20 protein-coding genes and 1 tRNA gene are annotated in these 20,706 nt (G+C 61.7%); 12 read left to right on the top strand and 9 right to left on the bottom strand.

The window, feature by feature from the left end:
- Positions 1–50: 50 nt before the first annotated feature.
- From NY78_RS01445 to NY78_RS01430, 4 genes are all read right to left on the bottom strand, one after another.
- On the bottom strand, positions 51–755 hold the full coding sequence (locus tag NY78_RS01445; protein ID WP_231583682.1) for a DUF599 domain-containing protein: 705 nt from the start codon (positions 753–755) through the stop codon (positions 51–53).
- A 366-nt stretch (positions 756–1,121) separates the two neighbouring features.
- Positions 1,122–1,215, bottom strand: a tRNA-Ser gene (locus tag NY78_RS01440).
- Between the two features lie 63 nt (positions 1,216–1,278).
- Positions 1,279–1,836, bottom strand: coding sequence for a tRNA adenosine(34) deaminase TadA (gene tadA / locus NY78_RS01435; protein WP_047959965.1), 558 nt, complete (start codon positions 1,834–1,836; stop codon positions 1,279–1,281).
- Positions 1,837–2,082: 246 nt separating this feature from the next.
- A complete protein-coding gene (locus NY78_RS01430; RefSeq protein WP_043630716.1) occupies positions 2,083–2,895 on the bottom strand; it encodes a phosphoribosylformylglycinamidine synthase subunit PurQ in 813 nt (270 codons plus the stop codon).
- A gap of 180 nt (positions 2,896–3,075) precedes the next feature.
- Here NY78_RS01430 and NY78_RS01425 point away from each other — a divergent pair, with 180 nt between their 5' ends.
- The 10 genes from NY78_RS01425 to NY78_RS01380 all read left to right on the top strand — a co-directional run bounded on the left by NY78_RS01425 (position 3,076) and on the right by NY78_RS01380 (position 12,186).
- Positions 3,076–4,710: a CTP synthase gene (locus NY78_RS01425; protein WP_043630714.1), complete on the top strand. Its 1,635-nt coding sequence runs from the start codon at positions 3,076–3,078 to the stop codon at positions 4,708–4,710.
- A gap of 344 nt (positions 4,711–5,054) precedes the next feature.
- A complete protein-coding gene (locus NY78_RS01420; protein ID WP_043630713.1) occupies positions 5,055–5,591 on the top strand; it encodes a KdsC family phosphatase in 537 nt (178 codons plus the stop codon).
- Between the two features lie 129 nt (positions 5,592–5,720).
- Positions 5,721–7,157 (top strand): RNA polymerase factor sigma-54, encoded by a 1,437-nt coding sequence (gene rpoN / locus NY78_RS01415; RefSeq protein WP_043630712.1) that lies wholly within the window; start codon positions 5,721–5,723, stop codon positions 7,155–7,157.
- A 52-nt stretch (positions 7,158–7,209) separates the two neighbouring features.
- Positions 7,210–7,758, top strand: coding sequence for a ribosome hibernation-promoting factor, HPF/YfiA family (hpf, locus tag NY78_RS01410; RefSeq protein ID WP_043630709.1), 549 nt, complete (start codon positions 7,210–7,212; stop codon positions 7,756–7,758).
- On the top strand, positions 7,759–8,208 hold the full coding sequence (locus NY78_RS01405) for a PTS sugar transporter subunit IIA (RefSeq protein WP_043630708.1): 450 nt from the start codon (positions 7,759–7,761) through the stop codon (positions 8,206–8,208).
- Between the two features lie 87 nt (positions 8,209–8,295).
- Positions 8,296–9,183 (top strand): RNase adapter RapZ, encoded by an 888-nt coding sequence (gene rapZ / locus NY78_RS01400; protein WP_043630707.1) that lies wholly within the window; start codon positions 8,296–8,298, stop codon positions 9,181–9,183.
- 214 nt (positions 9,184–9,397) lie between these two features.
- A complete protein-coding gene (locus tag NY78_RS01395; protein WP_043630706.1) occupies positions 9,398–9,835 on the top strand; it encodes a PTS sugar transporter subunit IIA in 438 nt (145 codons plus the stop codon).
- A gap of 2 nt (positions 9,836–9,837) precedes the next feature.
- Positions 9,838–10,299, top strand: coding sequence for a PTS sugar transporter subunit IIB (locus NY78_RS01390; RefSeq protein ID WP_043630705.1), 462 nt, complete (start codon positions 9,838–9,840; stop codon positions 10,297–10,299).
- A gap of 81 nt (positions 10,300–10,380) precedes the next feature.
- Positions 10,381–11,097, top strand: a complete 717-nt coding sequence (locus NY78_RS24425; RefSeq protein ID WP_156180819.1) for a PTS sugar transporter subunit IIC — start codon at positions 10,381–10,383, stop codon at positions 11,095–11,097.
- Positions 11,098–11,265: 168 nt separating this feature from the next.
- Positions 11,266–12,186 (top strand): manganese-dependent inorganic pyrophosphatase, encoded by a 921-nt coding sequence (locus tag NY78_RS01380; RefSeq protein WP_043630703.1) that lies wholly within the window; start codon positions 11,266–11,268, stop codon positions 12,184–12,186.
- Between the two features lie 165 nt (positions 12,187–12,351).
- On the opposite strand, the gene NY78_RS01375 is transcribed toward NY78_RS01380, so the two are convergent.
- From NY78_RS01375 to NY78_RS01355, 5 genes are all read right to left on the bottom strand, one after another.
- Positions 12,352–13,137: a nucleotide-binding protein gene (locus NY78_RS01375; protein ID WP_043630702.1), complete on the bottom strand. Its 786-nt coding sequence runs from the start codon at positions 13,135–13,137 to the stop codon at positions 12,352–12,354.
- 11 nt (positions 13,138–13,148) lie between these two features.
- Entirely contained in the window at positions 13,149–15,059 is a 1,911-nt protein-coding gene (gene cooS, locus NY78_RS01370) for an anaerobic carbon-monoxide dehydrogenase catalytic subunit (RefSeq protein WP_043630701.1), read from the bottom strand.
- 114 nt (positions 15,060–15,173) lie between these two features.
- Positions 15,174–15,824, bottom strand: a complete 651-nt coding sequence (locus NY78_RS01365) for a Crp/Fnr family transcriptional regulator (RefSeq protein ID WP_043630699.1) — start codon at positions 15,822–15,824, stop codon at positions 15,174–15,176.
- Positions 15,825–15,828: 4 nt separating this feature from the next.
- Complete coding sequence (locus tag NY78_RS01360) at positions 15,829–17,253, bottom strand: HD domain-containing phosphohydrolase (RefSeq protein WP_231583680.1); 1,425 nt, start codon at positions 17,251–17,253, stop codon at positions 15,829–15,831.
- 2 nt (positions 17,254–17,255) lie between these two features.
- On the bottom strand, positions 17,256–17,621 hold the full coding sequence (locus tag NY78_RS01355) for a response regulator (RefSeq protein ID WP_043630697.1): 366 nt from the start codon (positions 17,619–17,621) through the stop codon (positions 17,256–17,258).
- 223 nt (positions 17,622–17,844) lie between these two features.
- Between NY78_RS01355 and ftsH the strand changes: the two genes are divergently transcribed.
- Together ftsH and folP are read left to right on the top strand one after the other, a co-directional pair.
- Entirely contained in the window at positions 17,845–19,839 is a 1,995-nt protein-coding gene (gene ftsH, locus NY78_RS01350; RefSeq protein ID WP_043630696.1) for an ATP-dependent zinc metalloprotease FtsH, read from the top strand.
- On the top strand, positions 19,829–20,680 hold the full coding sequence (folP, locus tag NY78_RS01345; protein ID WP_082139841.1) for a dihydropteroate synthase: 852 nt from the start codon (positions 19,829–19,831) through the stop codon (positions 20,678–20,680). The genes ftsH and folP overlap by 11 nt, the downstream gene beginning before the upstream one ends.
- The last annotated feature ends 26 nt before the right edge of the window (positions 20,681–20,706 follow it).

Below are 20,706 nucleotides of genomic sequence, written 5' to 3'. Positions count from 1 at the left end.
CTTTCATGTCCTGAGAATATACCTTGGTAAAACAAACGCTTGTAATAAACTCAGAGCTTGCAGGCTTTGATGCCGAATGGCGTCATGTAATCACTGTAAAGACGGGGAGTCCTGTCTAGAAAATACACGACGAGAATAATGGCAATTGTTGATAGGACTAATAATAATGGGCCAAAAATCCAAAAAACCAGAGGAATTAGAAAGTAAAAAGCCCGCATGCCAAAATGAAAATGACTGGCGGCGCGATTTAATTGCATGGCTACAAATGTCATGGACGAGCTGTAGTTTCCGTCTGTGCATGGTGTGTTTATCATGAAGCCAACGTGATTGTACAGCCTGATAGAGGAAGAGAAGCTGAAAAAGGCAATGAAGAGATTTATCAAAAGAACAAGAATTTTCAGTGCCAAAGTACTTTTTTCTGTAGATCCGAAGATGTTTAACGCGTGCCACGTATTGCCAATATTTTCTGCCTGTCCGGTCAATGACAAAACGCCAACGGAAAGAAGTATTGCCGTTGAGGCAAGGAATGTGGCCGCCATCGTGGAATTGCGAAGCGTCTGTACCGCAAGAATTTCGTTTTTATCTTCCATGATACTGACAACCCAGGCAATGCGAGCCAGGTTTGTAGCCCCTTGGATGGTATATATAGGATCGTTTTTGAGTTTTAACCAGATGAAAACATTGTACATGGTGAACATAAAAAGAGAGAGCAGGAGTGATTCCAGGTCGAGAGCATGGGGCGACAGGATATCCACGACGTGTCCCTCCGTATTCATGTTTTCTGTAAGAGGACTTTTGCGGCTGCGTCCAGGTCGGTGCAGTATTTAAGGAGAGAGTCCCGGGCGAAACGGATCGAGCTGCCTCCGGGCAGGGCGCGCGCTAGGCTGTGGGCTTTGGGTGTCCCCGTGCCTTTCTTTGGGATATTGGGGACCCTTTGAGCCGTTGAGGTTCTGTTTCGCGAGCGCTCGCAACGCAATCCAAAGCCTGTATCGTAAAAAGCTACGCAAGGGGAAAGTGGATGTCAACGGACGCAATCAAGACGCCCTCGGACCATCCCTGGCCGATTAAGCGCTTCTTTTGCTGGTCTTTAGGACTTTCTTGGACTTGGCTGGATGAGTTATTGGCGGAGAGGGTGGGATTCGAACCCACGTGCAGGCTATTAACCCGCAACCCGATTTCGAGTCGGGCCCGTTACGACCACTTCGGTACCTCTCCGCTCTGAGAACCAGAAGGAATTTGGAAAGCTATCCAGCAATCGACGGCTTGGCAAGCTTTTTTTTAGACCCGTCCCGGTCTGGCCGGTTCAGCCCCTGTCCGGCTGCGACGGCTGCGGAAAAAGTCCCGTAACAGCGTCCCGCACTCTTCGGCCATGACGCCGGCCACGACGTCGAAGCGGTGGTTGAGAAAGGGCAGGTCCGGGCCGGGTAGTCGGGACGTCACCGCTCCGGTGCGCGGGTCTGACGCGCCGTAGACGAGCCGGTCCACCCGGGCGTGGACAATGGCCCCCAGGCACATGAGGCACGGCTCCAGGGTCACCACCAGAGTGGTGTTGAGGAGCCGGTAGTTGTTCATTTGGGTTGCAGCCCGGCGAATGGCCAGCACCTCGGCGTGGGCAGTCGGGTCGGTGCTGGAGATGGGTGCGTTGCCGGCCCGGGCCAACACCTCGCCGTGGACCGACACGATGACCGCGCCGACCGGCGACTCGCCGATCGCCGCAGCCTGCCGGGCATCTTCCAGGGCGAGTTCCATGAGCGCTTCGTAACTCGCCCACCCCGGAGGTGGGGGGGGCAGGGCGTCTGTTCCGGCGTCAAACCGTTTGGCTGGCTTCAAAGCCATAGAGGCATCCTTGGGAGGCAAAATGGGATGGGCTACGTTTGAGCGCTGTTCTATCGGACCGCACTGTTGCAGCGCAACACAGGAGGCAGCGCCCGCCGCGTCCGGCAGGGAGCATTTGGGCTGCGGGGCCTACCATGATTTGTCTGGCCTGCCTGGGCAACACGCGGGCCTGAGGCGGAAGAGAAACAGTTGCGGTTGGCAAGGCAGCGGCGTCAGCCCTGCCTTGCCGGGAAGTCGGATGGGCCGCTACGCCTGGGCGCGCAGATAGGCCACGGCGTTTTCAAACAGCACCGTGCCAAGCGTCGGACGTTCGCCCCGGGTGTAGCCGGGGTGGTTGGTCGGATGATTGAAGGCCTCGGGGTGCGGCATGAGTCCGAGAATGCGGCCGCTCGGATCGGTGAGGCCCGCGATGGCGTGGGGCGAGCCGTTGGGATTGGCTGGGTAGTCCATGGTGATCTGCCCGGTGGCCGGGTCGGCGTATTGCAGGGCGACGGCCCCGCTGGCCAGCAGTTCGTCCAGGACGCTTTGCTCCATGGGCACGAGCTTGCCCTCGCCGTGGCGCACCGGAAGGTCCAGGCGGCCAAGGCCCTTGGTGAAGACGCAGGGGCTTTCGGGATTGGCGGTCAGGGTCACCCAGCGGTCTTCAAACCGGGCCGAATCATTGTTGGCCAGGCTCACCTGCCGGGAGAAATAGTTGCCGCCAAGGGCCGGCAGGAGGCCGAGTTTGACCAGCAGCTGGAAGCCGTTGCAAATGCCAAGCACCAGTCCGCCGGCATCAAAAAAAGTCCGCAACTGGGTTAAAAGCGGTTCGCCGGCCGCAGTTGCGGCATGTTTCCAGCGAACGGCCGCGGCCTGGGCCGCGCCAAGATCATCCCCATCGAGAAAGCCGCCGGGAAAGACAAGAAAATTGTAGGCGTCAATTCTTGTCCGCCCGGCCACGATGTCGGAAAAAAACACAATATCCGTGACGTCGGAGCCGGCCATGCGGGCGGCATGGGCCGATTCCACCTCGCAGTTGGTGCCAAAGCCGGTGATCACGAGGGTGCGCACCTGGGGCATATGGGGAAATCCTCCCAAAGGGTTCCTTGAAAAATTAGGATCGAAAGCGTACCTTGCGCAGCGGAACATACGGGGCCGCCCCGGCCGCGTCAACCGGAGCCGTGCCAAAGGTGTGGTTTCCGGCCGCAAACCGCCGGGGTCGCCGGGGCGGCCCCCAGTACAACAAGGACGGCATCAGCAATGAAGACCAAGTTTATTTTCGTGACGGGAGGGGTGCTGTCCTCTCTGGGCAAAGGACTCGCCGCCGCTTCCATCGGTGCGCTGCTCCAGGCCCGGGGACTCAAGGTCACCATCCAGAAACTCGATCCCTACATCAACGTCGATCCCGGCACCATGAATCCGTTCCAGCACGGCGAGGTGTACGTGACCGACGACGGGGCCGAAACCGACCTCGACCTTGGCCATTACGAACGCTATCTCGGCGTTCCCATGAGCCAGAACAACAATTTTACCTCCGGACGCATCTATTTCAGCGTCATCCAGAAAGAGCGCCGGGGCGATTATCTGGGCGGCACGGTCCAGGTGATCCCCCACATTACCGACGAGATCAAGCGCTCCATCCTGGGCGTGGCCCGGGATGAGGACGTGGCCATTATCGAGATTGGCGGCACAGTCGGCGATATTGAGGGCCAGCCGTTTCTGGAGGCCATCCGCCAGTTGCGCATGGAGCTTGGCAAGGAAAACGCCCTTTATATCCACCTGACCCTGGTTCCCTATCTGCGCATGGCCGGCGAGGTCAAAACCAAGCCCACCCAGCACAGCGTCAAAGAACTGCGCTCCATCGGCATCCAGCCCGACATCATCATCTGCCGCAGCGAAGTGGACCTGGCCAAGGACATCAAACAGAAGATCGCGCTTTTTTGCGATGTGGACGCCGATGCCGTGTTCACGGCCGTGGACGTCAAAAACATTTATGAGCTGCCCCTTCGTCTGTATGGCGAGGGCGTAGACCAGAAAATCGCCATTTTGCTGCGCCTGCCGGCCAAAAACGCCGAACTGGAGCCGTGGCACGACCTCATGGACCGTCTGGAGCATCCCTCCGGCACGGTGTCGATTGCCATTGTCGGCAAGTATGTCGATCTCAAGGAAGCTTACAAGAGCCTGCACGAATCCCTGGTCCACGGCGGCATCCACGCCGGGGTGTCGGTCCGCTTTGTCTATGTCAATTCCGAAGAACTGACCCGGGAAAACGTGGCCGCCACCCTGGCTGGCATCGACGGCATCCTGGTCCCGGGCGGCTTCGGGTCGCGCGGGGTTGAGGGCAAGATCGCGGCCATCGAATATGCCCGCACCAAGGGCGTGCCGTTCTTCGGCATTTGCCTGGGGATGCAGTGCGCGGTCATCGAATATGCCAGAAACGTGCTCGGGCTGGCCGGGGCCAACTCCGAGGAGTTCGACCTGACCACGCCGCACCCGGTCATCTACCTCATGCGCGAGTGGTATGACTTCCGCACCCAGACCATCGAACATCGCGATCCCTCCAGCGACAAGGGCGGCACCATGCGCCTGGGTGCCTATCCCTGCGTCGTTGCCCCGGACACCCGGGCCGCCGCTGCCTACGGAACCGGCGAAATTTCCGAACGCCATCGCCATCGTTTCGAATTCAACAAGGCCTACGCCGCCGCCTTCGAGGAGGGTGGACTGGTCCTGAGCGGACTGTCGCCTGACGGCGAACTGGTGGAAATGGTCGAGTTGCCGGAACATCCCTGGTTTTTGGGCTGCCAGTTCCATCCGGAATTCAAGAGCAGCCCCATGCGCCCGCATCCGCTGTTCCGGGAATTTGTGACTGCGGCCAAACGCTGCAAGAAAGCCTAGCCTGCTCACGCGAGGCACGTCTGACGGCCGTCCGGGGGAAGCGACTTTCTCCCGGACGGCTTCGTTGTAACTGGGGCCCGTCTGGCCTGCCGGGCTCGTTGGCTATGCGCGGTGTCCTGGGGCCAGGGAAGAGACCAGGGCGGCCAAGGCCCAAGGCGTGCTCCTTGTCCCGTTGCCATGAGAGCAGGAAAAACACCTCTATCTGCTGGTCATTTCGGTGTTTTTTGGCTATGATCGCCCCGTTGGGCGGGACATGCCGGCTGCGTCTGGGCATTGGGGTCTTGTCTGTCAGGAGCGGCGTTTGGGTCGGGGAGGAAGTGTGCTCCGGCCGTTGGAGGTTTTGTATGCCTGAGGATGCGAATCTGGCCGCCAGCCGGGCCAGGGAAGTGGCGTTGCTGGTTCTTGATGTCGACGGCGTCATGACCGACGGCGGCATCTATGTCGATGCTCGTGGCGAGGTGACCAAACGGTTTCATGTCCATGACAGCCTGGGCCTCATGGCGGCCCAGGCTGTCGGACTGGCTGTTGCGGTCATAAGCGGCCTGGACAGTCCGGCCGTGGCCGCGCGCATGGCCGATCTGGGCATTGCCGAGTACCACCCGGGCCATCACCGCAAGATGGGCGTGCTGCGGGGTATTCTGGAACGCCAGGGTGTTTCGCCAGAACAGACCGCCTATCTGGGCGATGATTGGGTGGACGCCGGCCCCATGGGGCTGGTCGGGTTGCCCATGACCGTGGCCGATGCCCAACCGGAGATCCTGGAGCTGGCCCTGTGGGTCTCGCGCCGGGGTGGGGGGCACGGGGCGGTCCGCGAGGCTGTGCGGTTTATCCTGGCAGCCAAGGGGCAACTCGGGGCTGCCTATGAGTGGTTCCTCGACTAGGGCCGCTTGTGCCGATTGCCACGAGGTCGCAATTGTGGCATGGTTTTTGTTGGGCGGGCTGGCTGTGGGCCGCCGTCCAAACCGAGTAGAACCCTTGGACGCAAACGACTCACGCGCACGGCGGTAAGCATGGCCCTGGAACTGCGGCAGCAGCTCAAGCTTTCCCAACAGCTGGTGATGACCCCCCAGCTGCAACAAGCCATCAAACTCCTTCAACTTTCCCGGTTGGAGCTGCTTGAGAGCGTGCAGCAGGAGCTGTTGGAAAATCCAATGCTGGAGGAGACCGTCGAGGACGACCGGCCAACTGAACGGGTCATGGCCGAAGACAACCTCGGGCCGACCGGCAATTCCACGGACGCAGCCATGGAGAAGGAGCTGCTCAAAAACGCCGAGTGGGATGACTACCTTGGTGATTTTGCCAGCACCGGCCGCCAGTCTCAGTCCCGCGATTCCGAAATTCCCGAAGAGGGCATGGCCTATGACGCCCGGCTGGCCTCCAAGCCGTCCCTGGACGGGCATCTGGGCTGGCAGATGCATCTGTCCAATTTTACCCCCAAGGAAGTGGAAGTCGGGGAAGCCATCATCGGCAGCCTGGACTCCTCGGGCTATCTGCAGGCCACGGTGGAAGAGCTGGCCGGGATGGCCGGGGCCGAACCGGCCATGGTGGAAGCGGTGCTCCATCGCCTCCAGCGCCTTGATCCCGTGGGCGTGGCCGCCCGCACGCCCAGCGAGTGTCTGCTGATCCAGATCGAGGTCTGCGGCTACGAAGATACCATCCTCATTGAACTGGTGCGCGAGCATCTTGAGGACCTGGAAAAGAAGCGCTACAAGCCGCTTTGCAAAAAATTTCATCTGACCATGGAAAAACTCAAGGAATACCTGGAGATGATCCAGACCCTTGATCCCATGCCCGGGGCCAGCTACGGTTCCGGGGACCCGATCTACGTCAGTCCTGACGCCTTCGTGTATAAATACGGGGATGATTTCGTTATCGTGCTCAACGAGGAAGGGATGCCCCGCCTGGGGCTCAACACGACCTATCTCGACGGCACGAACCCGAATAAAGACAAGGATAAGGACTACCTGCAAGACAAGATGCGCTCGGCTATGTGGCTCATGAAAAGCCTGTATCAGCGCCAGCGAACACTGTATAAGGTGCTTGAGAGCCTGGTCAAATTTCAGCGCGGCTTTTTCGAGGACGGCGTGACCAAGCTTCGGCCGCTCATTCTCAAGGACGTGGCCGACGACATCAGCATGCACGAGTCCACGGTCAGCCGCATCACCTCCAACAAGTACGTGGCCACGCCCCATGGCATTTTTGAGCTCAAGTTCTTCTTTAACAGTTCGCTGGAGCTCGACGACGGCACCACGGTTGGTTCGGAGTCGGTCAAGGCCATGATCAAGCGCATTATTTCCGGCGAGAACGCCAAAAAGCCCATCAGCGACGAGGCTATCGCCGATATGCTCAAAGACGAGCTGCAAATCAACATCGCCCGGCGAACCGTGGCCAAATACCGAACGGCCATGGGCATCGAGTCATCGTCGAAACGCAAGGCGGTTTTCTGATGCTTCGGACCGGGTTTTCCCGGCCCCACACCACGCCATCCCGGAGGATAACATGAACATCACCTTTAATTTCAAAAATTTTGAACCATCCGATCACTTGCGGGACTATGCCCGCAAGCGTTTTGAAAAACTTGCCAAATACACCACGGCCGTGGACTCTTCGGAGTTGCAGGTCAATCTGGCTGTGGAAAAGACCCGCCAGATGGCCGACGTGATCTTCCAGGCCGACAACATGCACATCTCGGCCCACGAAGTGTCCGAGGACATGTACTCCACCATTGACCTGATTCTCGACAAAATTGAGGCCCAGGCCAAGAAATTCCGGGAAAAGCAGAAGGACCGCCGTCGCCAGACCATCGAGCAGGTCCGCATGGACGTCATCAGCATCAGTGAGGACAGCGAGGGCGGCCGCATCCCCACCATCATCGAGACGGACAAGTACGAGCCCAAGCCCATGGCCGTTGAAGAGGCCGCCATGCAGCTTGAGGCGCTCAAGTACGAGTTCCTGGTGTTTATCAATTCCGAAAGCGAACGGCCCAATGTCATCTACCGACTGCGCAACGGCGACTTCGGCCTCATCGATCCTGGAACGGGCGTCTAAATGCGGTTAGAGGACTATCTCCAGCCCGATTTCGTGATCGGGGAGCTTGCGTCGGAGTCCAAGTCCGAGGTGCTGGCGGAATTGGTGGCCCCGATCAAGGCGCACTGGCCCGAGTTTGACGCCAAACGCGCCCATCAGGTGCTGCTTGACCGCGAAAATCTGGGCACCACGGGCATCGGCGACGGGGTGGCCATCCCCCACGGCAAGATGGAGAGCCTCGAACGCATCGTCATCGTCGTTGGAAGAAGCCTTGCCGGCGTCAGCTTCGATGCGCTGGACTTCAAGCCCTGCCGCATCTTTTTCCTGGTGCTGGCGCCTGAACATGTTGCGGGTCTGCATTTGCGCATCCTGGCCCACATCTCCCGGCTGCTTTCCGACGAGACCTTCCGGCGCGCCTTTCTGGACGCCGAAAACGACGCCGCCTTGTGGCAGGTGCTCACCGCCGCCTAGGTCCGCCAGAAATCATCTCCCCGCGCGGTTGTTGTCACACAGCCGCGCGGGGAATCTGTTAAAGCCTCGGGCCGGGGAGAGGACGCCATGGAAAATGCAGCCAGGGACCTCATCATCGTCATTTTGACTGGCTTGTCCGGTTCCGGCAAGTCAACGGCCCTGCGGGTCTTTGAGGACCTGGGTTTTTTTTGCGTGGACGGCCTGCCCGTCAGCCTCGTGCCCAAGCTCATGAACCTGTTCGACGAGAAGGGCGGCCAGCGCTACAAGGGGCTGGCCCTTGGCATGGACGTGCGCCAGGCAGATCTCGATACGGACTGGGGCGCGACCCTGGCCCAGATCAAGGTCAAGGACGTCGCCCCCCAAATTATCTTTTTTGAAGCTGATACCGGCGAAATCATCCGCCGCTACGCCACCACCCGGCGGCCCCATCCCCTGGAAAGCGCCGAACGGGGACTTGAACAGGCGGTATTTGAGGAACGCGAGCGGATGCGCCCGCTTCGTGACGCCGCCGACATGGTGCTCGACACCACCCATTTCACCATCCACGATCTGCGTCGCAAATTGCAGGAAAAATGGGCCTCTATCCGGCCCACCGCCGGCACGCTCAAGGTCCATGTCATGAGCTTCGGCTTCAAATATGGCCCCCCCTCCGAAGCGGATATGGTCTTTGATCTGCGCTTTTTGCCCAACCCGTATTTCGACAAGGCATTGCGGGAGCATACCGGCAAGGAGGCTGCCGTTCGCGATTATGTGCTGGCCGAAGACCCGGGCCGGGAGTTTTTGCGCCGCCTCACCGAATTCCTGCACTACCTGCTGCCGCTTTACGGCAAGGAGGGGCGCTACCGTCTGACCCTGGCCTTTGGCTGCACCGGCGGCCGGCATCGTTCTGTGGCCGTGGCCGAGTCCGTCTTTGACACGTTGTCCAAGGCTGGCTACAATATTTCTTTGGAACATCGACACATCGAGCGCGGGTAGCGGGGCGGTCCAGGACGTTTTTCGTCACGTTCCCGGTGTCCGTCAGCCGGGCCGGGGCGGATTCTCACCTGAAACGGCGTGTTTTGTCGCGGGGTACTGACCAGGAAGGCTGGTCGTGGTCTGGAGAACGGCCAAGGGGGCGCAGGCAGCGCCGTGGCCGTTGCCGGATGACCGGGTCCTCTAGTTGGGGCGTTATGCTCAGGGATGTTTGCTTATGAATGCCCAGTCCCGAACGGACGCGCCGGTGGGCGTGGTGGTCGTCACCCACACCGACTATGGTTCGCGGCTCATTGCCGCTGCGGAATTTATTCTGGGTCCCCAGGAGTTCTGCCAAGCCGTCAGCGTTGATCTGACCAAAGCCGTGGACGAGACGCTGACAGCGCTGAAGGCCGCCATCAAGGAAACCGAGCAGGGCGGCGGGGTGCTCATCCTCACCGACATGTTCGGCGGGACCCCCACCAATATGAGCCTGTCGCTCCTGGGGACGGGCCGGTTGGAAGTGCTCACCGGCGTCAACCTGCCCATGCTGATCAAAATCCTCGGCTCGCGGACCAAGCCCCTGGAAGCGCTGGCGGTTGAGGCCAAACAGGCCGGTTGCCAGGGCATTGTCGTGGCCGGCGAAGTGCTTCGCAAAAAGGTGGCCGAGGGCTAGCCGTGGCATTCGTGCGCGTTGATAACCGCCTCGTGCACGGCCAGATTATCGAAACCTGGCTGCCGTTCACCCATGCCCGCATGATTGTGGTGGTCAACGATGAGCTGGCCGCTGATCATCTGCGCCAGGAAATCATGTCCCTGGCCATTCCCTCGGGGATTGAGATCGTGTTTCTGCCTGTTGCCGATCTGGCCGCCTATTTCTCCCGCGCCCCGCTTGACATCAGCGAAGCCCTGATCCTTTTTTCCAACTGTCGGGATGCCCAGGCCGCCTACGAGCGCGGGTTCGATTTTTCAAACCTCAATCTCGGTAATCTTCATTATGCTCCCGGCAAGCGCCAGATCTGCCCCCATGTAGCCCTGTCCAAAGAAGACGAATCCTGCCTGGAATTTTTGCGGGACCAGGGCGTGCGCCTGGATTACCGCTGCCTGCCGGGAGATCCGGCCCAACCGCGTTTGGCCTGAGGGAGCGGGGCAGGATGATCTGGGTTTGCAGGAACGGCAGAACACGGGTACAGCTATCGCTTCCGTTTTCAGGTTTAAACGATTCCTTGCAGGCGAGAGACATGCCATGACCCACCAGGCCGATATCCTGCTCCACGTCCTTGGCGTCGCTTTTTTTTTGTCCTTTTCTCGTCGTTTCGCTTTGCCGTAAACGTCGCACTGCTGGAACGCCCGCTGCTGATCGGCTGCTTCTGGGCCGCCTGCCAGGGTGATCTCGACGCGACCCTTAGGCTCTGTATTTTCTACGAGCTGTTCTGGCTCGACGGCATTCCGGCCGGCACCATCATTCCGCCAAACGCCGCCGCCGCCACCCTGGCCGGCCTGTCCCTGATGCATGTCTTTTCCCTGACCACCCCGGCCGAAGCCCTGTGTGTGGCCGCCGCCACCTCTGTCCTGGCCCGGTTGTTCTCGACCCTGGAAGGGGCGCAACGGGTGGTGGAGAACATTGTCTTTTCCCGGTACACTGCGGCCCGTCAACGCCAGCATGCTCCCATCGAACCCGGCCGTCTTATACGTCGGGCCCTGGTCAATATGGCGGTCCTGCAGGGGGTGGCCTTTAGCGCGGCCCTGGCCGGGTTGATCGCCATTTTTTCCGTGGCCCTGCCGCTGGTGTGGCCCTATCTTTCCTCATCCAAGGCCACCTGGGGCCAGCTGTGGATTCTCGGCAGCCTCGGAGCGGTTCTTTCCCTGCGCTACCGTCCGGCTTACGTGACCCTGGCCGGGGGTATGGGCGCGGCCGTTCTCTGGCGTTTTTTCTAGGCCTTTTTCACAAACCCGAGCCACAGCCGGACGGGCGGGGGCGCAAAAAAGACACTGTCAGCCGGGGATTTGACTTGGCAAAGGACGGGTTTTGGGATATTATTCACAAGTTTTAAATGCGGAGCCGACCCGACAGGGTCTTCGAAAAACCACCAGGAGGAAAAGAGTATGTCCGTTTACGTGGTTGGTCACAAAAACCCCGATACCGATTCCGTTGCCGCCGCCATTGCCGTGGCTGATCTCATGAACAAGTCCCAGAGCATGGGCGCCATCGCCGCCGCTCAGGGCCCCCTGAACCCGGAAAGCGCCTTCGTCCTTGAGAAGTTCGGCGTGGCTGCTCCGGAAATCATCACCGATGCCACCGACAAGAAGATCATCCTGGTCGACCACTCCGATCTGGCCCAGAGCCTGGACAACCTGTCCAAGGGCGAACTGATCGGCATCTACGACCACCACAAGCTTGGCGACGTGACCACCCCCAATCCCCTGGACATCCTGGTCAAGCCCGTCGGCTGCTCCTGCACCGTGGTCAAGATGATGTACGACTGCGCCAAGGTGGAGATCTCCAAGCCCATGGCCGGCATCATGCTGTGCGCCATCCTGTCCGACACCGTCATGTTCAAGTCGCCCACCTGCACCCCGGCTGACAAAGCCGCTGTCGAAGCCCTGGCCAAGATCGCCGGCGTTTCCGACACCATGGGCCTTGGCGTCGAGATGTTCAAAGTGAAGTCGGCCGTTGGCGGCACCCCGGCCCGCGACCTGGTCTTCCGCGACTACAAGGACTTCGACATGGGCGGCAAGAAGATCGGCATCGGCCAGCTCGAAGTGGTCGACCTGTCCATCCTTGAGCCGGTCAAGGCCGACCTTTTGGCCGAGTGCAAGAAGGTCAAGGCTGAGGGCCGTCACAGCGTCTTCCTGCTCCTCACCGACATCATGAAGGAAGGCTCCGAGATGCTGATCGTCTCCGACGATCCGAGCTACGTTGCCAAGGCCTTCGGCGTCGAAGTGAAGGGCGACTCGGTGTGGCTCGAAGGCGTGCTGTCCCGCAAAAAGCAGGTCGTGCCGCCGTTTGAAAAGGCTTTCGCCTAAGTCCTTTGGCGTAAACGCGCAAAAGGGAGCGGTTTTCGGACCGCTCCCTTTTTTTTCGGGTTTGCGTTGGCGTCTTTGGCTGAACGAATTCGTGCCGATTGTTTGTGAAAAGTTTTTTTCTCGGTGGTTGTCCTGGTCAGTGTCAGCGGATTGGGAAGGACGACCTCAGTCGCCAAGGCCGGCCAGCAGGGCGGCGCAGGCGGCGTCGGCCGTCGCCACTTCAGGCAGGGACAGGACACTGCCGTCCAAGGCTTGGCGCTGGAGCAGGCCGGCCAGGGGCGGCACCGCCACCTGGACGGACGGCAAACCGGGCAGGGCTGGCAAAGCGTCCAGGGCCGCCCCATCGCAGCCGGTCACGGCCAGGATCTGGCGGGTCAGTCCCAGTTCCCGGGCCAGGGCCGACACCCGGGCGGCCACGGCCAGGGACCGGCGCGATGCCTGGCTGACCACCACCAATCCGTCCACGTCGCGCACCGTCCCCCGCCCCAGATGCTCCACGCCAGCCTCGCAATCGACCAGCGTGTAGACATCGTCGGCCGTCAGGACATGGGCAATGACCGCCTGGAGCAGATGCCCGGCCGCGCAAGCGCAGCCGCCGCCGCCGCCGGATACTCCGCCCATGACGAGCAGGCGCTTTTCCCCCAGCCGCCCGCCCGGGCGCGGTCCGTCGCCAACCGGCACGGCTACGCTCACCTCCCCGGGCAGATCGTCCACCCGGGGCGTGAGATTGAGATAGACCCCATCGCCGATGCGTTGGCGCACCAGGGTTTCACGGTGGCACAGGGCTGCGGGCAGGGCCTCTTCCGGCAGACCGCAGGCTGCGCCCAACGACAGGGCCGTGTCGGCGTCGATTAAGACCACATCCCGACCCAAACGGGCCAGATAGTCGCCCAGGAGCGCTGTCAGCGTGGTTTTCCCGACGCCGCCTTTGCCGGCAAATGCGATCTTCATATCTGCTCCACCTAGGAATACACCGTGCCGTCAAACCGGTCATTAAGGCCCAGGGCCAGTCGCTTGGCGGTAATGCGCCGGCTGATGGCGGCGGCCGCCTTGACCGGGTCCGGCTCCACCACGAAACTTGCGCCAAAGACGTCTTCCAGACCGCTGACGGCCAGATTGGTCACCAGCTCGCTGCCCAGGATGTTGGGAGGAAGGCCCAGATGGGTCATGATGCCGCTGGCCACAGCATACAGGCCAATAGCGGCCGCCTTTTCCGAATACCATTCCGGGGCGCTGGCGGCCACGGGCAGATCGGCGATATCGACGCCAAGCGCATCGGCCAGCAAGGCGCACAGGGCCAGAATCCGGGAGTTGTCCACGCAACTGCCCACATGGAGCACCGGCGGCAAGTCGAAGCGGCTGCAAAACTCCGCCAGCCCGACCCCGGCCTGCTCCAGTCCGTCCTCGGTCATAAGCCCGGCCTTGCCCATGGCAACTGTGGCGCAGCCCGTAACCACCACCAGGACGTCCTGCTTTATAAGTTCCCGGGCCAGCCCCACCAGCAGGCCGTCGTGGGGCAGCTTGGGATTGTTGCAGCCGACAATGCCGACCACCCCGCGCACCAGGCCAATCTTGATCGCAGCCAGGAGCGGTTCGGCCGAACCACCCAGGGCTTCGAGAATGGCTTCGTTGGAATAACCGGTGCGTAGGTTCACCGGAGCAACCGGGATCTCCACCCGGGAGGGGTCGCGCCGGGGGAAGGCCTCAATGGCCAGGGTGACCGCCTGAATAGCCATTTCCCGGGCGTTGCCGAGGGTGAATTCCAGGTGGGCCGCCCCGGGGAAGTGGGCTTTTTCAGACGTGGTGACGAACTGGGTGTGGTAGCAGGAAGCGATCTGCACAAGGCTTGGCATGATGCACTGGTAGTCGGCCACGATCATTTCCACGGCCCCGGTGACCAGCGCCAGTTCGGTCATGAGGTGGTTGCCGGCCAGGGGCACGCCCTGGCGCATGAGCACCTCATTGCCGGTGCAGCACAGGCCGGCTACGTTGATGCCGGCTGCGCCGGCGGCCTGGGCCTTGGCCAGCATGGCCGGATCGCGGGTCGCAGCCAGGATCATTTCCGAGACCACCGGGCTATGGCCGTGGACCAGGATATTGGCTTTGTCGGCCGCCAGGACCCCGAGGTTGGCCTCGACCGTGGCCGGGCGCGGCGTACCGAAAAGGACGTCGGAGAGTTCGGTGCCGATCATGGAACCGCCCCAGCCATCGGCCAGGGCCGTGCGGGCGGCGTGGAGACAGATGGAGACCGGATCGCAATCCACGCCCATGTGGGTGCGGTGGAGCATCTCCACGCATTCCCGGTCAATGCCGCGCGGCGTGGTACGGGTGTCCTGCCATATGTCCCGGCGTTTTTGCGGGGCGCGCGAGAGCAGGGACAGGGCGGGGTTGCGCGTGCCGAAATCCTTGGAAAACACCTCGGCCAGGGCCTTGGCCTGGGCCGTGGCATCCAGGCCAACCGGATCAAGACCGACCTCGGTGCACAACCGGGCGAGCTTTTGGGGGTCGCGCACGGCATAGTCGATATTCTCACCCTGGCCCACGGCTTCCAGGACGTCCAGCAGATCGCGGCCATGGTCGGAGTGGGACGCCGCCCCGGCCGCGATAAACCGGCCGAAATTGCGGGCGACAGTCAAATCGGCGTCGGCTCCGCAGACGCCGAGCCTGCGTTTGGGGCCTTTGGGGTTGATGCGGCAGGGGCCCATGACGCACTTGCTGCAGGTCAATCCTTGGTCGCAGAAATTGCAATGCGGCGTCTGCTCGGCCAGCCGGTCCCAGACCGTGGCGATGCCTTCGTTTTGGGCCTTATAAAGCATCCGGCGGGCATCTTCCCACTGGGACAGGTCCTCGATGGTTCTCGTATCCTTGGCCATGCCATCCTCCTGGTTTGCCCGGCCGGGCGGGGATGCACCGGCGGAACATACGGACGTTTGGCCTGAGTTACGATTTCGAGGCAGGGGGTGTCTGTCAGATTGCCGACAAAGGCACTAGGAATCGATCAGGGCGGCCAGAGCGGCGAAGTCGGGGACGCAGATGACGCCTCGGGCGCGCATCTCGATGATCCCTTCCCGCTCCAGGACATTGAGCAGCGAGGAGACGGTCTGCCGGGAAGAACCGACGATGGTGGCCAGCTGTTCGACGTTGAGGCCGTGGGCGAAGCACAGGATGTGCTCGTCAACGGCATTGGCCCGCTCGGCTTCGTAGAGCAGGAGCTGGAGAAGGCGCATTCGCACGTCGAAAAAGGCCAGTCCGTCGATGACCGAAAAGGCATGGGATAGAAGGTCCCCAAGCACCTTGACCATGGACGTGGTCAGCGCCGGCATGGTGGTCAGGAAGCGGCCCACGGTTTTCAGGTCGGCCACCAGCAGGGTGAGGTCGTCAAGCGCCTCGACAAAGGCCCGGGTGTGGGTGGTGTAGACGTCACCGGCATCCAGGATGGCCATGGTGAATTCCTTGTCCCGGTAGGCCAGATAGACCCTGGCCCGGCCCCTGGCCACAATGAACAGGCTGTTTTGTTTTTCGCGTGGAGCGAAAACCTGAGCGCCTTTGGAATAGCGGCGGGAGGCAAAGGCCTCGCGGATCGGGGCAAATTCCGGCTGGTCCAGTTCGCGCAGCAGATCGGAATCGGTCAGGCGCATGGCGTCAGTAACGCACAGTGCCCGCAGCGATCACGTCATGGGCGGCGTCGACGGCGTCGGGGTCAAAGGCTGTGCCTTTGTGTCGGGCCAGCTCTGTCAGAGCGGCGTCCACACCCAGGGCCGGGCGGTAGGGGCGGTTGGAGGCCATGGCGTCCAGTACGTCGGCCACGGCCAGGATCCGGGCTTCGATGCCCAGGGCCGAAGCGTCCAGGCCCCGGGGGTAGCCGGTCCCGTCCAAGCGTTCGTGATGGCACAGCACGATTTCGGCTACCGGCCAGGGAAAGTCGATATCTTTTAAAATCTCGTAGCCCGTGGCGGCATGCTGCTTCATGAACTCCCATTCCAGCCCCACAAGGCGGCCGGGTTTACACAGGTAGCGCACCGGCACGCTGATCTTGCCGATGTCGTGGAGCTGGCCGGCCACCCGGATGCCGGCCACGGTGTCATCGGACAATGCGAGGGTGCGGGCCATGGCCGCGGCCAACCGGGAGACGGAATCCTGGTGGCTGGCTGTATAGGGGTCGCGGAAGCGCACGGTGGTGGACAGGGATTTGACGGTCTGATGAAACAGCGCCCGGGTCTGTTTGAGGGTCCGGCGCAGGGCTTCCTGGGAATGGCGCCGTTGGGTGACGTCTTCCATGGACCCCTCGTAAAGGACCACTGAGCCGTCGCTGCTGCGAACGGCCCTGGCCTGGATCGACACCCAGAGGTGTTGGCCGTCGGCCCGGGCCAGCTCGGTCTCCATGGCCCGCACCACGCCTGTTTCCACCAGGGCTGCGTGGAGAAATTGTCGGTCTTCCGGGCGCACGAAAACAGCAGCAGCGGCATCGCCCCGGGCGGTCAGTTCCTGGGGGGCGTTGTAGCCAAGCATCCGGGCCAGGGCTCCATTGACCGTGACGAAGCGGCCGGCCGGCGTCATCTGGAACAGGCCTTCCACGGCATGTTCGAAGATGGAACGATATTTTTCCTCGGCTTCGGTCAAGGCCCAGCTGGTGCTTTTTTCTTCGGTGACGTCGCGCAAAAAACCGATATAAAAGAGGTCGCCCCCCGGGGAAACGGTGCGGTGGGCCGATTCTTCGATCCACAGGACAAAGCCGTCGCGGCAAATGGCCTGATACCGCCGGCCGGTAACCGAACCGGAGGCAGCCAGATCATGGAGCACGGCGTCCCGGATGGTCGGATCGAGATAGAATTGTTCCGGGGTGACGGTCATGGCGGCAAGAAAGGCGGCAGGATCGGCGTAGCCGAAAAGGACGGCCATGGCGGCATTGACTTCAAGAAAGGCGCCGCTGGCCGCCCGCAGATAGACAGCCAGGGGGACATCGTGAAAGAGCAGGGCGCTGGCGTCGGCCATGGCGGCGTCGGCCATGGCGGCGTCGGCCTCGGCCGGGGAAAGCGCAGATGTGTCGCCTGTGTCGGATGCTGCCATGATCAGCCGATGAAGCGGCGCACGACAGCCACGAGGCTGGCCGGTTCAAACGGTTTGACGACCCAGCCTGAGGCCCCGGCGGCGACAGCCTGATCCCGAAGGGGCCGTTGGGATTCGGTGGTCAGCACCAGGACCGGGGTAAACCGGGTGTCTGTGCGGGCACGCAGGGAAGTCAGAAGTTCGATGCCGCCGATATTGGGCATATTGATATCCGTGATGACCATGTCAAATCCGCTGGAAATCTTGTCCAGGGCATCCGCTCCGTCCACGGCTTCGACCACGTCAAAACCGGCCAGACGCAGGGCCGAAGCCACCAGCGCGCGCACACTTTCGGAATCGTCAACGGTTAAAATACGTTTATCGGCCATTACTGCTCCTTGCCGGCCATGCCTTGGAAGCTTATCATAGCAGACAATAGGAAGCATCGAAACCCTTGGCAAGCCTCCCCGGTCGATTGGGACAGTCTCCGGAGGACGGGCCGGCGGTAGCGGCATCGTCGCGTGGACAGGTCGGGTATGGCTGTGTTATCGCTGACGCCTTATATAACCCACGGGCCGCCTCGGCCCCATCCGTCCTCCGGAGGACTCCAGTTTGAACAGCTTCGCGAAAAATCTCATGCTCTGGGCGGCCATCTCCCTGGTCATGGTCGTCCTGTTCAATTTGTTTAACCAGCCCCAAACCCAGAGTACCAAGTTCTCCTATTCTGAATTCATGCAGAAGGTGAATGCAGGAGACGTGGTTTCCGTCAAAATTCAGGGCAAAAAAATCACCGGTGTGGCCACAGGCGGCGGCAAATTCATCACCTACGCCCCGGAGGATCCCAGTCTCGTGGGATCGCTTATGGCCAAAAAGATCGAAGTCATGGCCGAACCGGACGAGGAATCGCCCTGGTACATGACCCTGCTCGTGTCCTGGTTCCCCATGTTGCTGCTTGTCGGCGTCTGGATTTTCTTCATGCGCCAGATGCAGGGCGGCGGCGGTCGGGCCATGAATTTCGGCCGTTCCCGGGCGCGTATGATCACCCAGGAACAGACCCGGATCACCTTTGAAGACGTGGCCGGCGTGGATGAGGCCAAGGAAGAGCTGTACGAAGTGGTGCAGTTTCTCTCCGATCCCAAGAAATTCACCCGGTTGGGGGGACGCATCCCCAAGGGCGTGTTGCTGGTCGGTTCGCCAGGCACAGGTAAAACCCTGCTGGCCCGGGCTGTTGCCGGTGAGGCCGGGGTGCCGTTTTTCTCCATCTCCGGCTCCGACTTTGTGGAGATGTTCGTGGGCGTGGGCGCGGCCAGGGTCCGCGATCTGTTTTTGCAGGGCAAGAAAAACGCTCCGTGCCTGATCTTTATTGATGAAATCGATGCTGTTGGCCGGCAGCGCGGGGCCGGCCTTGGCGGCGGCCACGACGAGCGCGAACAGACGCTCAACCAGCTTCTGGTCGAAATGGATGGTTTCGAGTCCAACGAGGGCGTCATCCTGATCGCCGCCACCAACCGACCCGACGTGTTGGACCCGGCTTTGCTGCGTCCCGGCCGTTTTGACCGGCAGGTGGTGGTGCCCACCCCGGACGTGCGCGGTCGTCGGCGCATCCTCGAAGTCCATACCCGCCGTTCGCCCCTTTCACCGGATGTCAATCTGGACATTTTGGCCCGGGGAACGCCGGGATTTTCCGGAGCGGACCTGGAAAATCTGGTCAACGAAGCCGCTCTGCAGGCTGCCAAGACCAACAAGGACCGGGTGGATATGGCTGATTTCGAGCACGCCAAGGACAAGGTGCTCATGGGCAAAGAGCGCAGGAGCCTCATTCTCACGGATGAGGAAAAGCGCACCACCGCCTACCATGAGGCCGGACATACCCTGGTGGCCAAGAAGCTGGTCGGCACCGACCCCATCCACAAGGTGTCCATCATCCCGCGCGGCATGGCCCTTGGCATCACCATGCAGCTGCCGACCGATGACCGGCATAATTATTCCCGCGACTTCCTGCAAAAGAATCTGGCTGTTCTCATGGGAGGCCGGGTGGCCGAAGAACTGGTTTTGAACCAGCTGACCACCGGAGCCGGCAACGATATCGAACGCGCCACGGCCATGGCCCGCAAGATGGTCTGCTCCTGGGGCATGAGCGAAGTGCTGGGACCGCTGTCTTACGGCGAACGCGAGGATGAGATTTTCCTCGGCAAGGATCTCGTGCATCACCGTAACTTCAGTGAAGAAACCTCGCGTCAGATCGACGCCGAGGTGCGCAAGATCGTCGAGTCGGCCTATCGTCGGGCGCGCAGCATTCTCGAAAGCGAAGGTGAAGCCCTGGAATCCATCGCCAAGGCCCTGCTCGAACGGGAAACCATTACCGGCGACGAAATTGACCGTCTGCTGCGGGGAGAAACCCTGCCCCCTCCGGAGCCTCCGGTCGGGACGACCGGGGGAACTGCCGCCAGCGCGCCGGGGACCGGGCCAGAAGCAGCTTCTGGAACCGCCGCCGCACCGAGCGCCGCAGCCTCAAGCGATGAGTTCACGCTTGAACCAGACGAGGGCAAGCCGGCGGACGAATCCGGCTCCACAGATGGTTCCTCCAGCCAGGGCCATGGCCGATAAGACGTCAAAGCCGTGGCGTCTGGCAGCGGGCCGGGAGATCGACTGCGCAGTTGATCGCATCGCCGGCATCGTCAACGTCACTCCGGACTCCTTTTACGACGGCGGCCGCCACGACACCGTGGCGGCCGCCGTCGCCCATGGCTTGGGCCTTGTCCGGGACGGGGCGGACATGCTGGACGTGGGGGGGGAATCCACCCGGCCGGGAGCCGCCCCGGTGTCCGAGGACCAGGAGATCGCCCGCGTTGTGCCGGTCATCGCTGGATTGGCCGGCGCACTCCCAGGCCTGCCGCTGTCGGTCGACACCTACCGGGCCGGCTGTGCCGCCACCGCCCTGGCGGCCGGGGCGGCCATCGTCAACGACGTTTCGGCCTGTGCCTTTGATCCCGGCCTGCTTGACGTCGTCGCCGGTGAAAAACCCGGCTATGTGCTTATGCACAGCCTGGGGCGGCCGGACGTCATGCAAAATGACCCCCGTTATGTCGATGTGGTGGCCGATATTCTGGCCTTTTTTGAAGCGAAGTTGACCATGCTGGTGGCCGCCGGTCTGCCTGAAGACCATATTGTGCTCGATCCGGGCATCGGGTTCGGGAAACGGCCCGAGCATAATCTGGCCATCCTGCGCCATATCGACCGGTTCCTGTGTTTTGGGCGGCCCGTCTATCTGGGGCTGTCCAATAAAGCGTTTTTCGGCGTCCTGTGCGGTCTGCCGGTGGGCGAACGCAAACTGGCGACAGCCATTGCCTCGGCCCTGTGCTCGGCCCGGGGCGCGCGTATCCACCGGGTCCACGACGCCGCCTCGGTCAAAACGGCCTTGGGCCTGGCCGCAAGCCTTGCTGCCTGATCCCAGCGATCTTGCCGCACACCGCA

Source organism: Desulfovibrio sp. TomC, from assembly GCF_000801335.2.
Taxonomy (GTDB): Bacteria; Desulfobacterota; Desulfovibrionia; order Desulfovibrionales; family Desulfovibrionaceae; genus Solidesulfovibrio.
The sequence above is the reverse complement of the archived record's forward strand: the minus strand, read 5'-3'. Positions and strand labels throughout refer to the sequence as shown.

What these genes read in the sequence shown, in the direction of transcription:
- NY78_RS01360 (WP_231583680.1), bottom strand. Translation starts at nt 17,253, where the DNA reads ATGGCAGCATCCGACACAGGCGACACATCTGCGCTTTCCCCGGCCGAG.
- NY78_RS01375 (WP_043630702.1), bottom strand. Translation starts at nt 13,137, where the DNA reads ATGAAGATCGCATTTGCCGGCAAAGGCGGCGTCGGGAAAACCACGCTG.
- NY78_RS01380 (WP_043630703.1), top strand. Translation starts at nt 11,266, where the DNA reads ATGTCCGTTTACGTGGTTGGTCACAAAAACCCCGATACCGATTCCGTT.
- NY78_RS01420 (WP_043630713.1), top strand. Translation starts at nt 5,055, where the DNA reads ATGCCTGAGGATGCGAATCTGGCCGCCAGCCGGGCCAGGGAAGTGGCG.
- NY78_RS01395 (WP_043630706.1), top strand. Translation starts at nt 9,398, where the DNA reads ATGAATGCCCAGTCCCGAACGGACGCGCCGGTGGGCGTGGTGGTCGTC.
- NY78_RS01405 (WP_043630708.1), top strand. Translation starts at nt 7,759, where the DNA reads ATGCGGTTAGAGGACTATCTCCAGCCCGATTTCGTGATCGGGGAGCTT.
- rapZ (WP_043630707.1), top strand. Translation starts at nt 8,296, where the DNA reads ATGGAAAATGCAGCCAGGGACCTCATCATCGTCATTTTGACTGGCTTG.
- NY78_RS01430 (WP_043630716.1), bottom strand. Translation starts at nt 2,895, where the DNA reads ATGCCCCAGGTGCGCACCCTCGTGATCACCGGCTTTGGCACCAACTGC.
- NY78_RS01425 (WP_043630714.1), top strand. Translation starts at nt 3,076, where the DNA reads ATGAAGACCAAGTTTATTTTCGTGACGGGAGGGGTGCTGTCCTCTCTG.
- rpoN (WP_043630712.1), top strand. Translation starts at nt 5,721, where the DNA reads ATGGCCCTGGAACTGCGGCAGCAGCTCAAGCTTTCCCAACAGCTGGTG.
- cooS (WP_043630701.1), bottom strand. Translation starts at nt 15,059, where the DNA reads ATGGCCAAGGATACGAGAACCATCGAGGACCTGTCCCAGTGGGAAGAT.
- tadA (WP_047959965.1), bottom strand. Translation starts at nt 1,836, where the DNA reads ATGGCTTTGAAGCCAGCCAAACGGTTTGACGCCGGAACAGACGCCCTG.
- hpf (WP_043630709.1), top strand. Translation starts at nt 7,210, where the DNA reads ATGAACATCACCTTTAATTTCAAAAATTTTGAACCATCCGATCACTTG.
- folP (WP_082139841.1), top strand. Translation starts at nt 19,829, where the DNA reads ATGGCCGATAAGACGTCAAAGCCGTGGCGTCTGGCAGCGGGCCGGGAG.
- NY78_RS01365 (WP_043630699.1), bottom strand. Translation starts at nt 15,824, where the DNA reads ATGCGCCTGACCGATTCCGATCTGCTGCGCGAACTGGACCAGCCGGAA.
- NY78_RS01355 (WP_043630697.1), bottom strand. Translation starts at nt 17,621, where the DNA reads ATGGCCGATAAACGTATTTTAACCGTTGACGATTCCGAAAGTGTGCGC.